Here is a 12,959-nt window from a genome sequence, read left to right as displayed (position 1 = left end):
TCCCGCCGTGGAGAAGAGTAGCTCTTCTCGGCCAGAGGTGATTGTGCTGCAGGGGATCGTGAGTGCGCGGGGATGCTAGGCTCCTGCTGGCGCTTGTCGCGCCGCTGGTGAGCGCGAGTGGCGGAATAGGCAGACGCGCACGGTTCAGGTCCGTGTGCCCGAAAGGGCGTGGGGGTTCAACTCCCCCCTCGCGCACCAGTGTTCGTTTGTAGAGATGACGTGAAGTCGTTTGTACGGAGACCTCGAAGGGCCGTGACCGGAACGGGAATCGTTCAGATCACGGCCCTTCGGCGTTCCTGCCGCACATCGGTAGCCACGAACTACTCTTCGTGAGGCATCTCGCCCGTTTCTGCGCTTCTAACCGGTGATGATGGGTGGACTTCGATGGCAAGCGAGTCATGGGATCCCACCGCGGCTAGGTTCTTCGCCCAGGCCGGGTACACAGTGCTCCGCCCAGGAGAGAAATGTAATCCTCCCCGTTGGCGACGTTCCAGGACTCATCGGGTCGGAGCATGCCTGGTTTTACCGGCAAGGTCCGATCCGACCCGCGACTCGCCGCACAACACCTGTCATGTGCGATTCTCGGTGATAATATAACTGACGTGAGCACAGAGTTGCGTGACCTGGTGTGAGAGCGGATGTCACCGTTAGTCCCCGTCCTGAACGCCGTGATGGCGAAGGCTGTGACGGTGGCGGAGCACGCGGTGACGGACGCGGCCGAGATCGAGCCGGAGTATCGGACGACGCGCGTCCACGTCGCGCGCGCGAAGGCTCGCTCGCTTCTGACGGCACGCGAGTTGGGCGCCTGGCAGGTTGACGAGAACCAGGCGAAGAACGCCGCTCTGCATCTGTACAGCGACGATCTCGTACTCCGGTTCCTGCACTCGCCCACGGTCGTGCCCTCGCCCGGGACGAATCTTGCGCGGCGCGCGTGGTACACGAACGCTCCGATGATGGACAACGCACGGCTGTTCGAGGAACCCGAACGGCTTCTCCTGATCTGGGCCGCGGACTTCGCGGCAGGTACCGTCTCGATGTGGGCCGTGCACCCGATTGGCACGTGGAAGTACGGCAAAAAGGCCCGCGTTGACCTTTCCGTGCCGCTCGATGACGAAGACGTGTTTGCGTCTTCGTTCGACACGCGAGATGAGGAAGAGGACCTGGATATGCCGACGCGGACGGAGGCCGCAGAAGAGGAGGACGAGCGCGATGCTTCGGCCTGAGCGAATCACCGCGGCACGTGAACTTCTGAGCGTCACCCAAGCCGACCTCGCCGCCACAGCGGGCGTCACACAGGCGATGGTCTCCATGGTGGAAAAGCACCGCCGCGACTTCACACCCGTTCTCGCTGACGCATTCGCGAGCGGGCTGGGACTCCCGGTCGAGTTCTTCGCCGTCCCCTCCGCAGGCGTACCCCGAGACGAGGTGCACTTCCGCAAGAACGCGACCGCCCGCGTGAGGGACACCACGCGCACGTTCCGGTTCTTTGAGGAGGGATTCCGTGTCACCGAGCAACTGCTCGATGGGTCCGGTTACCCGCGCCCCCTCATCCCCGTCGTCCAGGACGATGCCCCGGTGCTCAGCGCGGAACGGATCGGGGAGATCGCGGACGAAACCCGCCGTGCTCTCGCACTGTCGCTGGATGAGCCGATCACGAACGTCACGCGGGCACTCGAACGCTCCGGCATCGCTGTCGCACCCATCGGTTTCACCGACGAAGCACTTCCTGGCCACGACGGGCTTGCGCACACCAGCGGGCGCGGCAACGCGACCCTCATCGGCTACATCAGCAAAAGCGGCGACCGCGATCGGTTCACCATCGCCCATGAACTCGGCCACCTCGTCCTGCACTCCTACCGACGCTCTGACGATCCCGAGTGGGAGGCGAACCAGTTCGCGGGGGCGTTCCTCCTGCCCGACGCGCACGCCCGCGAGTTCATCGAACCGGACACGACGCTCGGCACCCTCGCGCGGGTGAAGGCGAGTTGGGGCATCTCCATCGCCGCGCTCGTCACACGCGGCGAAGCAGTCGGCGTGCTCTCGAAGGACCGCACCTCCACACTGTTTCGGCAGATCGCATCCCGCGGGTGGCGAACCCAAGAGCCCGTCGAGGTGCGCCCCGAGACTCCTCGACTCCTGTTCCGGCTTCTCCAGACCGAGTACGGGGAATCGCCGCACTCGAATCGAGCCATCGAGCACGACCTTGCCCTCCCCGCGCTCTTCCTCCGTGCTCTCGCGCCCGCACCCGCAACAGGGCGCGACCTACGGCCCGTCGTCGTCCCTGAATGGCAGAAGGACGGGATCGGTCGGGAGATGCTCCGCCTGGCCCGCGAGATCGCACCGACTGTGCTTCATGCACCCTGCCACCAGCGGAGTGAGGACGGGGAACAGTTCGTGCGCGCTACAGATCGTGAGCAGGCGTGCGACGGGAGGTGCGGGGATGCGTGTCGTGAACCGGTGGCGGAAGATGAACCCGATGATGTCCGCCCCTCGGGCCCGTGTTCCAGCCTCGTTCGGGGTAGCGGCCGCGCAGGCGGAGGGATTGCTCCGTGAGAGGTCGAGCGAGCTGACCTCTCCCCTGCTTGAGGGCAGTATCTGAGCGTCGGGTCGACGTTCGGGCTCCTCGTCCAGGAGACGAGGTCGGCGGGGGAGCGATCTCCATCGACCGACCCGGAGTCAGCGGTCAGCCGCGGGTGAGCTCGACGACGGGGATGGTGCGGGTGGTGCGCTTCTCGTAGTCGAGGAAGCCGGCCGAGGCGGTCGTGAACCGGGCCCAGCCCGCGTCGCGTTCGGAGCCCTCGAGGACGCGGGCGCGGACGGCGACGGTGCCGTCGTCGGGGGTCTCGATCGCGAGGTCGGGGTGGGCGACGAGGTTGTGGAACCAGGCGGGGTGCTTCGGCGCGCCGGCGGCGGACGCGGCGAGCAGCCAGACGTCGTCGGAGGGGTGCAGCGCCACCAGCGGAGTGACGCGCTCCTCGCCGGAGCGGGCGCCGCGGTGGTGCACCAGGACGAGACTCCTTCCGAAGCCGCCGGTGGTCACGGTCCCGCCGTTGGTGCGGAACTCCTCGATGATGGTGTCGTTCCAGTCGGCCATGCTCGTCCTCCTCGGCGTGGATACTTTCGCAGGGTCAGGCGCGGGCGCCCAGGGCGTCCGCGCGGCTGCTGCTCCCACCCGGCGGCTGCGCGCCCCCGGTGACCGCGGCGGGGTCCGCCAGCACCCGCCGCCAGGGTAACTCCGCGGCGCCGACGAGTTCCAGCCTCGAGCGCAGGGCCGCGCGCTCGATCCGCACGCCGCGGGCCAGGTCGCTCAGAGCGCGGGCGGAGATGCGGGCGGTGAGGCGCTCGCGGTCGACGGTGAGCAGCGAGCCGAGGAAGCCGCCGAGGACGACGGCGGTGGGGTTGAAGAGGTTGATGTAGGTGGACAGGCCTTCCGAGAGCAGGTCGACCTGGCGGGCGACCTCGGCGAGCACTAAGGGGTAGCGGGAGGTGCCGAGAGCGATGTCGAGTTCGTCCTGGTCGAGGACGCGGGCGCCGAGGACGTCGAGGAGGGAGCGCATCCGCACTTCGGCCTCGAGGCAGCCGCGGCGGCCGCAGCTGCAGAGGCGGCCGTTCGTGACGACGACGGTGTGGCCGAGCTCGGCCGCGAATCCGGAGGAGCCCTGGAGCGGGACTCCGCCGATGATGACTCCTCCGCCGATCCCGCCGGCGCCGCCGGTGACGTAGACGACGTCGGCGACGCCGTGCGCCGCTCCGAAGAGCGACTCGCCGATGGCGCCGAGGGTCGCGTCGTTGCCGACGGAGACCGGGAGGTCGAGGGCGCGGTGCAGCTGGGAGGCGAGGTCGACGTCGCGCCACCCGAGGTGGGGGGCGCGGTGGATGAAGCCGGAGTCGGCCTGCACGAGGCCGGGAACGGCGACGCCCGTGCCGACAAGCGTGCGCACTGATTCCCGTTCGGAGCGGAAGCCCTCGACGATGCCGGTGACGACGCGGACGACGGTGGCCGGGCTCGCGGGTTTCGGCGTGTCGAAGCGGACGCGGCGCAGCAGCTCGCCGTGCAGGCCCACCAGGCCGACGATGATCGCGTCGGTGTCGAGGTGCACGCCCACGGCGGCGAAGCGGTCGCCGGGGACGACGGTGGCGCTGGGGCGGCCGATGCGGCCATCGGGTGCCGTCGTCTCCTCCGCGACCCAGCCCAGCTCGCTCAGCTCGCCGATGAGGTTGGCGACGGCGGAGCGGTTGAGGCCGGTAAGGCGGCCGAGCTCGGCGCGGCTCGTCGGCCCGGAGCGGTGCACGAGGGTCGCGAGGCTCGCGAGGTTCGTGCGGCGCAACAGCGCGTTGCTGGAGGCTCCGACTGCTCCTGCCATGATCGCCTGCCTGTGCTCGGCCCGAGTGGGTCACGGATCAACTCGGGCGCAGCACCTCCGAAGGAAGTGCCGCGCCCGAGAACTGGAGAAAGAAGCGCCGGTAGCCGGAGGCCGCGATCGGACTAGCGGGAGCCCGAGCGGCGCTTGTTGAAGATATCGAACGCGACCGCGAGCAGGAGCACGAAGCCCTTGATCGCCATCTGCCAGGCGGCGTCGACCGAAAGGATCGACAGGCCCATGTTCAGGACGCCCATCACGAGACCGCCGATGACGGCTCCGACGACGGTGCCTACGCCTCCCTGGACGGCCGCGCCGCCGATGAAGACCGCGGCGATCGCGTCCAGCTCGTAGTTCTGACCGGCCGAAGCGACCGCACCGCCGGCGCGGGCGGTGCTGACGATGCCCGCGACTCCGGCCAGTGCACCCATGTTGACGAAGATGAAGAAGTTGACCCACTTCGTCTTGACGCCCGACATCATCGCCGCGAACAGGTTGCCGCCCATCGCGTAGATGTGGCGGCCGAAAACCGTCCGGCCGAGCACGAAGCTGTACGTGAGGATCAGCACGGCGAGCACGATCAGGATGATCGGGGTGCCGCTGTAGCCGGCGAGCAGCCAGGCGAGGGCCATGATCGCGACGACGGCGATGGCCGACTTCGCGATGAGCGAGCCGAGGGGTTCGCGGGGCAGCTCGAGGCGGCGGAGGGTCGCGCGGCTCCGCAGCTGCTGCGCCACGAGGACGACGCAGACGATCAGGCCGAGGACCAGGGTGAGCGCGTCGCGGCCGGCGATGCCGCCGAGGACGCCCGGCAGCCAGCCGGCGCCGATCGCGGTGAACTCGGTGGGGAGGCCGTTGATGGTTCCGCCGGTGAGCAGGACCAGAGTGAAGCCGCGGAAGATCAGCATGCCCGCGAGGGTCACGATGAACGCCGGTATGCCGACAAAGGCGACCCAGAAGCCCTGCCACGCTCCGACGATGGCGCCGGTGACGAGGGCGACGACGACGGCCGCCCACCAGGGCAGGCCCCAGTTGTTCATCGCGATCGCCGAGATGGCGCCGACCATCGCCACGACCGAGCCGACCGAGAGGTCGATGTGGCCGGCGATGATGACCATCACCATGCCGATCGCGAGGATCAGCACATAGGCGTTCTGCTGGATCAGGTTGTTGACGTTGCCGGGCAGCAGGAGTCGCCCGTTCGTCAGCACTTGGAAGAGCAGGATGATGATGGCCAGCGCGGCGAGGATGCCGTACTGCCGGAGGTTGATGTTGAGCCTGCGCGCGCGCTTAGGCGGCGTGGAGGGCGTGTTGGCGGGCGTGTTCGCCGGCGCTGTCGTGGTCGTGGCGCTCATCGGGCCTGTTCCTTTCCGGCTGTCATGTAGTGCATGAGGTGCTCCTGGGTGGCGTCGGCGCGGTTGATCTCGCCCGTGATCCGGCCCTCGGAGATGGTGTAGATGCGGTCGGCGAGGCCGATCAGTTCGGGCAGCTCGGACGAGATGACGACGACCGCCTTGCCCTGCGCGGCGAGCTCGTTGATGATCCCGTAGATCTCGTACTTGGCTCCGACGTCGATGCCGCGGGTGGGTTCGTCGAGGATGAGCACGTCGGGACCCGAGAAGATCCACTTGGAGAGGACGACCTTCTGCTGGTTGCCGCCGGAGAGCTTTCCCGTGACGGCCGAGACGGTCGGCGCCTTGATGTTCATCTTGGAGCGGTACGAGTCGGCGACTTTGTACTCGCGGTGCTTGTCGATCACTCCGAGCCGGGCCAGGCGCGAGAGCGCGGCGGCCGAGACGTTGACGGTGATGTCGCCGATGAGGTTGAGGCCGTAGCGCTTGCGGTCCTCGGTCGCGTAGGCGAGGCCGTTGCGGATCGCCTCGTCGACGGTGCGAGTCTGGATCTCCTTGCCGTCTTTATAGACGCGGCCGGAGATGCCTGTGCCGTAGCTCTTACCGAAGATGCTCATCGCGAGCTCAGTGCGGCCGGCGCCCATCAGACCCGCGAAGCCGACGATCTCGCCGGCGCGCACGGTGAAGGAGGCATCGTCCACGACGACTCGGTTGATGTCGACCGGGTGATGGACGGTCCAGTTCTCGACGCGCAGCTTCTCTTCGCCGATCTGCGGATCGCGCGGCGGGAACATGCTGTTGAGGTCACGGCCGACCATTGCCCGAATGATCCGGCTTTCGGACGCCTGCTCGCCGGCCATCGAAAAACTCTCGATGGTGCGGCCGTCGCGGATGATCGTGACGGTGTCCGCAATCGCGCGGATCTCTTTGAGCTTGTGACTGATGATGATGCAGGTGATGCCCTGCATGCGGAGTTGGTCGATCAGGCCGAGCAGGTGGTCGCTGTCCTCGTCGTTGAGGGCGGCGGTGGGCTCGTCGAGGATGAGGAGCTTCACCTCCTTGGCGAGGGCCTTGGCGATCTCAACGAGCTGTTGCTTGCCGACGCCGAGCTCGAGGATCTTGGTCGCCGGGCTCTCGTCGAGGCCGACGCGAGCGAGCAGCTTCGCTGCCTCCGCGTTCGTCGCGTTCCAATTGATGACGCCGCGGGTCGACTTCTCATTGCCGAGGAAGATGTTCTCGGCGATGGAGAGGTAGGGGCTGAGGGCGAGTTCCTGGTGGATGATCACGATGCCGTCGGCCTCGCTGTCGTTGATCGACCGGTACTGCGCCTCCTTGCCCTCGAAATCGATGGTGCCCTCGAAGCTGCCGTGCGGGTAGACGCCGGAGAGGACTTTCATCAGCGTCGACTTACCGGCGCCGTTCTCGCCACAGATGGCATGGACTTCGCCGGGCTGAACCGAGAGCGAGACGCCGTCGAGGGCGCGGACGCCGCCGCCGAACTCCTTGACGATGTCGCGCATGATGAGGATGGGACTGGCCAACAGGGCCTCACTTCGTTGTGCAGAGAGTGGTGTGGGGACGGGAGCGGCGGGGGCGGCGAGGATCGCTCCTCCCCGCCCCCGCCCGGGGATCAGAGTCCGACGTCGCCGGCCTTGAGGAAGCCGGAGTCGACGAGGACCGACTGCACGTCGTCCTTCGTGACGACCTGCGGCTCGAGCAGGTAGGACGGGACGACCTTGCTGCCGTTGTTGTAGCTCTCGGTGTCGTTGACCTCGGGCTCCTCGCCCGCGACGATCGACTGCACCATCTGGAAGACGCGGTCACCGAGGGTACGGGTGTCCTTCCAGACCGTCATGGACTGCTCGTCGGCGAGGATCGCCTTGACGTTGGCCTTGTCAGCGTCCTGCCCGGTGATGACCGGGTAGTCGGCGCCGGGGGCGTAACCGGCCGACTTCAGCGACGCCTCGATGCCGATCGCGAGGCTGTCATTGGGCGAGAGCACCACGTCGACTTTCTGGCCGCCGGTGTAGAAGGACGAGAGACGGTTGTCCATCTCGGACTGCGCCTTGTCGGAGGCCCAGCCCTGAATGCCGATCGAGGCCCAGTCGTCGTCCGATGCGGGCGACTTGCCGGAGGGGACGGTCAGCTTGCCGCTCTCGATGTAGGGCTGCAGGACATCCCAGGCGCCGGAGAAGAAGAACTTGGCGTTGTTGTCGTCGGGGCTGCCGGCGAAAGGCTCGAGGGTGAAGGGGCCCGCGGCGTTCTTCAGGTCGAGGGTGGTCTCGATGTACTGGCCCTGGAGCTGGCCGACCTTGTAGTTGTCGAAGGTCGCGTAGTAGTCGACGTCTGCGGTGCCGTTGATCAGGCGGTCGTAGGCGATGACGGTCGCGTTCTGCTTCTTCGCTTCGGCCAGGACGGGCGCGAGCGCCTCGCCGTCGATTGCCGCGATGACCAGGATCTTCGAGCCGCCCGCGATCTGGTTCTGGATCTGCGAGATCTGCTGGTCGGTCTTGTTGTCGGCGTACTGGAGGTCGACGGTGCAGCCCTCGCCCTTGAGCTTGGACTGAAGGCCTTCGCCGTCGTTGATCCAGCGCTCGAGGCTGCGGGTGGGCATCGAGATGCCGACGGTGCAGTCGCCTTCCGCGCCGGCGCCTGCAGCGGCGCCGCCCGAATTGGCCGGGCTCGCGGAACAGGCCGCGAGGCCGAGGGAGATGATGCCGGCGGCGGCCAGCGTAGTGATGCCGCGGGAGAACTTCATGGAGTGCATTCCTCTCTGAAAGCAGTGTCCGAGGGAGAGGACGGCGCGAGGCATGCACAGGTGGAGCACGCCGTCGTGTCGTCGCCCGGGAGGGCGGGAGAGCCCCGAGGGGCTTTGTCCACGGAGAGAACATATTCCTTCGACCGGCGGGTGTAAAGCGCGACGGGACAATATGTCCAGGCGATGCGGAACTGTGACCTTCGGCCGTCGATCCGCGCCGTTGCAGTGGGAGAACGCTCTCCGACGGGATCGGCGACACCGCGTCGTGAGGGAAACGTGAGGACGAGGGGCGGGGCCGTAGGAGAAGCGTGAGGACGGCTGCGCGGTGCCCGTGCCGCGTGTTGCATCAGGTCTCGTGCCGTCTCTCGGCAGGCGCCCGGGCCTCGGGTGCCGTCTTCTCCGGATGGAGTCCTCCGTGCTCGACCTCGCCTACCTCCTCGGCGTGCTCACCCTTTTCTCGCTCCTCGGCCTCGCGGCCCGGGGGGTCGAGAAGCTGGGCGGTGCGCCCGCTCCGGCCCGCGACGCAAGGGGCGACCGGTGATCGTCGTCGACGCCCTCGCGGCCGTGCTGGCGCTCGCCGCCGTCGTCTACCTCGTCGTGGCCCTGATCCGACCGGAGCGCTTCTGATGGATCCACTCCTCGCCGTCCTCCAGGTCGCGACCGTCGGCCTGGCCGTCGCCCTCCTGCACCGCCCTCTGGGCGAGAACATGTTCCGCGTCTACACCTCGACGCGCGACGTCGCGCTCGAGCGCGGCCTCTACCGCCTGATCGGGGTCGACCCGGCCGGCGAGCAGAGCTGGCGCGCGTACCTCCGGTCCGTGCTGGCCTTCTCGCTCGTCGGCGTGCTCCTGCTCTACGGGATGCAGCGACTCCAGGCGGTCCTGCCCGGCTCGCTCGGGCTCCCCGCGGTGCCGGAGGGGCTGGCGTTCAGCACGGCCGTCTCGTTCGTCACCAACACCAACTGGCAGTCGTACTCGCCCGAGGCGACCCTCGGCTTCGCGGTGCAGCTCGGCGGGCTCGCGGTGCAGAACTTCGTCTCGGCGGCCGTGGGCCTCGCGGTCGCGGTGGCGCTGATCCGCGGATTCGCGCGCCGCTCCTCCGGCACTCTCGGCAACTTCTGGGTCGACCTCGTGCGCGGCACGCTGCGCCTCCTGCTGCCGATCTCGCTTCTCGCCGCGGTCGTGATGATCGCGGGCGGAGTGATCCAGAACCTCAACGACCCACTGACCGTGACCACTCTCACCGGCGGCGAGCAGAGCATCCCGGGCGGCATGGTCGCTTCGCAGGAGGCGATCAAGCTGCTCGGCACCAACGGTGGCGGGTACTTCAACGCCAACTCCGCGCATCCGTTCGAGAACCCCTCGGCCTGGGTGTCGCTGCTGCAGGTCGTGCTGATCCTGGCGATCCCGTTCTCGCTGCCGCGCACCTTCGGCCGGATGGTCGGCGACGTGCGGCAGGGACGCGCGATTCTCGCCGCGATGGCGACGATCTTCGTCATGTCGCTCGCGGCGCTCACGGCCCTGGAGGCGGCGGGCGGCGGATCCGCGGCGCAGGCGGCGGGAGCGGCGATGGAGGGCAAGGAGACGCGCTTCGGCATCGCCGGCTCGGCCCTCTATGCGACGGCCTCGACGCTCACCTCCACCGGCGCCGTCAACGCGATGCACGACTCCTTCACCGCGCTCGGCGGCATGCTGCCGATGCTCAACATGATGCTCGGCGAGGTCGCTCCCGGCGGGGTCGGCTCTGGCCTCTACGGGATGCTGGTGCTCGCGGTGCTGGCGGTGTTCGTCGGCGGGCTGCTGGTCGGCCGTACCCCGGAGTACCTGGGCAAGAAGCTCGGCCCGCGCGAGATCAAGCTCGCGAGCCTGTACATCCTGGTGACGCCGACGCTCGTGCTCGCGGGCACGGCGCTGAGCTTCGCGATCCCGGGCGTGCGCGCGGACGTGGAGAGCACGTCGATCCTGAACCCCGGACTGCACGGGCTCTCGGAGGTGCTCTACGCCTTCACCTCGGCGGCCAACAACAACGGCTCCGCCTTCGCGGGGCTGACGGCGAACACGCCGTGGCTGAACACGGCGCTCGGCGTCGCGATGCTGCTCGGCCGATTCCTCCCGATTCTGCTGGTGCTCGCGCTGGCCGGCTCGCTCGCGGCGCAGTCGCCGGTGCCCTCCAGCGCCGGGACCCTGCCCACCCACCGGCCGCAATTCGTCGGCCTCCTCGTGGGAGTGACGGTCGTCGTGACCGCGCTCACCTACTTCCCCGTACTCGCGCTGGGTCCCCTGGCGGAAGGACTGCGACTCCGATGACCACTGCACTCACCCAGGCCCCCGCCGACCCCGCGCGGCCCACCCGGGCGGCCCTCGGACCGCGCCAGCTCGCCGCCGCCCTCCCCGGGGCGCTCCGCAAGCTCGATCCGCGCCTGATGTGGCGCAACCCCGTGATGTTCCTCGTCGAGGTCGGCGCCGCGCTGACCACGCTGCTGGCGATCGCCGAGCCGTTCCTCGGCGGGCCGGAGCGCTCGGGCGGATCGACGGTGCCCGTCACGTTCACGGCCGGCATCGCGATCTGGCTCTGGCTGACCGTGGTGTTCGCGAATCTCGCGGAGGCGGTCGCGGAGGGACGCGGCAAGGCCCAGGCCGAGAGCCTGCGCGCAACCCGCACCAGCACTCCGGCGCGGCGCGTGGCCGACGACGACTCCGCGGATCCGTCTGCCCTCTCGGCGCGCCTGGTCGAGGTTTCCTCGGCGGAGCTGCAGCTGGGCGACGTGGTGGTGGTGGAGGCGGGCGAGTTGGTGCCGGGTGACGGCGACATCGTCTGGGGCATCGCCTCCATCGACGAGTCCGCGATCACCGGTGAGTCCGCTCCCGTGGTCCGCGAGAGCGGAGGCGACCGTAGCGCGGTCACGGGCGGCACGCGAGTGCTCTCGGACCGGATCGTCGTGCGGATCACCTCGCGGCCCGGCGAGACCTTCGTCGACCGGATGATCGGCCTGGTCGAGGGCGCGTCGCGGCAGAAGACGCCGAATGAGATCGCCCTCGACATCCTCCTCGCGAGCCTGTCGATCGTGTTCGTCGTCGTCGTGCTGACCCTGAATCCGATCGCTTCGTTCGTCGGCACGTCGGTGAGCGTGCCGGTGCTGGTGGCGCTGCTGGTCTGCCTCATCCCCACCACCATCGGGGCCCTGCTCTCGGCGATCGGCATCGCCGGGATGGACCGGCTGGTGCAGCGCAATGTGCTCGCCATGTCCGGGCGGGCTGTGGAGGCGGCGGGCGACGTCACGACGCTCCTGCTCGATAAGACGGGGACGATCACGTACGGCAACCGGCGGGCGGTGGCGTTCCTGCCGATGGACGGTGTGGCGCAGGCCGCGCTCATCGACGCAGCCGCCGCCTCCTCGCTCAGCGATCCGACGCCCGAGGGGAAGTCGATCGTCGACCTCGCGGGCGAGTCGGGGCGCCCCGCCGTGGAGCCCGCCCAGGGGGTCGAGGGAGCCCAGGTCGTCGTGGTGCCGTTCACCGCGCAGACCCGGATGAGCGGGCTCGACCTCGCCGACGGCTCCTCCATCCGCAAGGGCGCCGGCTCGGCCGTGCGTGCCTGGGTGGAGGAGGAGGGGCCGTTGCCGTCCGCGGTCGCGGCGCGCCTCACGGTGCTGGTCGACGGCGTCTCCCAGAGCGGCGGCACGCCCCTCGTGGTCGCGGTGAAGGACGGCGGCGGCGCTCGCCTGCTGGGCGTGGTGCATCTGAAGGACGTGGTGAAGGACGGGCTCGCGGAGCGCTTCTCGGAGCTGCGCGCGATGGGCATCCGTACCGTGATGATCACGGGGGACAACCCGCTGACGGCCCGTGCCATCGCGGCAGAGGCGGGAGTGGACGACTATCTCGCCGAGGCGACGCCCGAGGACAAGCTCGCCCTGATCCGGCGCGAGCAGGAGGGCGGCGCGCTGGTCGCGATGACCGGAGATGGCACCAACGACGCTCCGGCGCTCGCCCAGGCCGACGTGGGCGTGGCGATGAACACGGGCACCTCGGCGGCGAAGGAGGCCGGGAACATGGTCGACCTCGACTCCGACCCGACCAAGCTCATCGACATTGTGCGGATCGGGAAGCAGCTGCTGATCACCCGCGGGGCGCTCACCACGTTCTCGATCGCGAACGACGTGGCGAAGTACTTCGCGATCATTCCGGCGATGTTCGCAGGGGTCTTCCCGGGGCTCGCCGTGCTGAACGTGATGCAGCTGCACTCGCCGGCCTCGGCGATCCTCTCGGCGATCGTGTTCAACGCGCTGGTGATCGTCGTGCTCATCCCGCTCGCGCTGCGGGGAGTGGCGTACCGCCCGGTCGCCGCGTCGCGCATCCTCAGCCGCAACCTCCTGGTCTACGGCCTCGGCGGGGTAATCGCCCCCTTCCTCGGGATCAAGCTCGTCGACCTCCTGGTCGCCACCCTCCCCGGCTTCTAACCCCCTCCCGTGCCTCCGCGAGATGCCACTTA

11 protein-coding genes and 1 tRNA gene are annotated in these 12,959 nt (G+C 68.7%); 7 read left to right on the top strand and 5 right to left on the bottom strand.

Translation table 11 applies throughout. The annotated features are described in order from the left end of the window. The first annotated feature begins 111 nt into the window (after window positions 1-111). From C5D07_RS03145 to C5D07_RS03140, 3 genes are all read left to right on the top strand, one after another. Window positions 112-198: transfer RNA gene (locus C5D07_RS03145), tRNA-Leu, on the top strand. Between the two features lie 491 nt (window positions 199-689). Beyond that, window positions 690-1,223, top strand: coding sequence for a hypothetical protein (locus tag C5D07_RS15190; protein WP_146076801.1), 534 nt, complete (start codon window positions 690-692; stop codon window positions 1,221-1,223). Then, a complete protein-coding gene (locus tag C5D07_RS03140) occupies window positions 1,108-2,553 on the top strand; it encodes an XRE family transcriptional regulator (protein WP_084415685.1) in 1,446 nt (481 codons plus the stop codon). The genes C5D07_RS15190 and C5D07_RS03140 overlap by 116 nt, the downstream gene beginning before the upstream one ends. A gap of 130 nt (window positions 2,554-2,683) precedes the next feature. Here the strand turns inward: C5D07_RS03140 and C5D07_RS03135 are convergent, their stop codons facing one another. The 5 genes from C5D07_RS03135 to chvE all read right to left on the bottom strand — a co-directional run bounded on the left by C5D07_RS03135 (window position 2,684) and on the right by chvE (window position 8,471). Then, complete coding sequence (locus C5D07_RS03135; RefSeq protein ID WP_104258657.1) at window positions 2,684-3,094, bottom strand: nitroreductase/quinone reductase family protein; 411 nt, start codon at window positions 3,092-3,094, stop codon at window positions 2,684-2,686. A gap of 34 nt (window positions 3,095-3,128) precedes the next feature. Then, window positions 3,129-4,364, bottom strand: coding sequence for an ROK family transcriptional regulator (locus C5D07_RS03130; RefSeq protein ID WP_104258656.1), 1,236 nt, complete (start codon window positions 4,362-4,364; stop codon window positions 3,129-3,131). A 122-nt stretch (window positions 4,365-4,486) separates the two neighbouring features. Then, window positions 4,487-5,716 carry a multiple monosaccharide ABC transporter permease gene (gene mmsB, locus C5D07_RS03125; protein ID WP_068250104.1) on the bottom strand — a complete coding sequence of 410 codons (1,230 nt, stop codon included), beginning with the start codon at window positions 5,714-5,716 and terminating at the stop codon, window positions 4,487-4,489. Then, window positions 5,713-7,233, bottom strand: a complete 1,521-nt coding sequence (mmsA, locus tag C5D07_RS03120; RefSeq protein WP_068250108.1) for a multiple monosaccharide ABC transporter ATP-binding protein — start codon at window positions 7,231-7,233, stop codon at window positions 5,713-5,715. The genes mmsB and mmsA overlap by 4 nt, the downstream gene beginning before the upstream one ends. Before the next feature lie 110 nt (window positions 7,234-7,343). Then, window positions 7,344-8,471 carry a multiple monosaccharide ABC transporter substrate-binding protein gene (chvE, locus tag C5D07_RS03115; protein WP_373408367.1) on the bottom strand — a complete coding sequence of 376 codons (1,128 nt, stop codon included), beginning with the start codon at window positions 8,469-8,471 and terminating at the stop codon, window positions 7,344-7,346. 403 nt (window positions 8,472-8,874) lie between these two features. Between chvE and C5D07_RS15640 the strand changes: the two genes are divergently transcribed. From C5D07_RS15640 to kdpB, 4 genes are read left to right on the top strand one after another with little or no spacing between them, the layout of a single operon-like run. Further along, the gene (locus C5D07_RS15640; RefSeq protein WP_170063496.1) at window positions 8,875-9,012 is read left to right on the top strand and encodes a hypothetical protein; all 138 of its coding nucleotides are present in this window, start codon (window positions 8,875-8,877) and stop codon (window positions 9,010-9,012) included. Next, window positions 9,009-9,098: a K(+)-transporting ATPase subunit F gene (gene kdpF, locus C5D07_RS03110; protein ID WP_068250113.1), complete on the top strand. Its 90-nt coding sequence runs from the start codon at window positions 9,009-9,011 to the stop codon at window positions 9,096-9,098. Before C5D07_RS15640 ends, kdpF begins: the two co-directional genes overlap by 4 nt. Continuing rightward, window positions 9,098-10,777, top strand: a complete 1,680-nt coding sequence (kdpA, locus tag C5D07_RS03105; protein ID WP_104258655.1) for a potassium-transporting ATPase subunit KdpA — start codon at window positions 9,098-9,100, stop codon at window positions 10,775-10,777. Before kdpF ends, kdpA begins: the two co-directional genes overlap by 1 nt. After that, window positions 10,774-12,927: a potassium-transporting ATPase subunit KdpB gene (kdpB, locus tag C5D07_RS03100; protein WP_104258654.1), complete on the top strand. Its 2,154-nt coding sequence runs from the start codon at window positions 10,774-10,776 to the stop codon at window positions 12,925-12,927. Before kdpA ends, kdpB begins: the two co-directional genes overlap by 4 nt. Window positions 12,928-12,959: the final 32 nt, after the last annotated feature.

The organism is Rathayibacter tritici, assembly GCF_002932875.1.
Classification (GTDB): domain Bacteria; phylum Actinomycetota; class Actinomycetes; order Actinomycetales; family Microbacteriaceae; genus Rathayibacter; species Rathayibacter tritici.
Note: the sequence above shows the minus strand (reverse complement) of the source record. Positions and strands in the feature narration are given on the sequence as shown.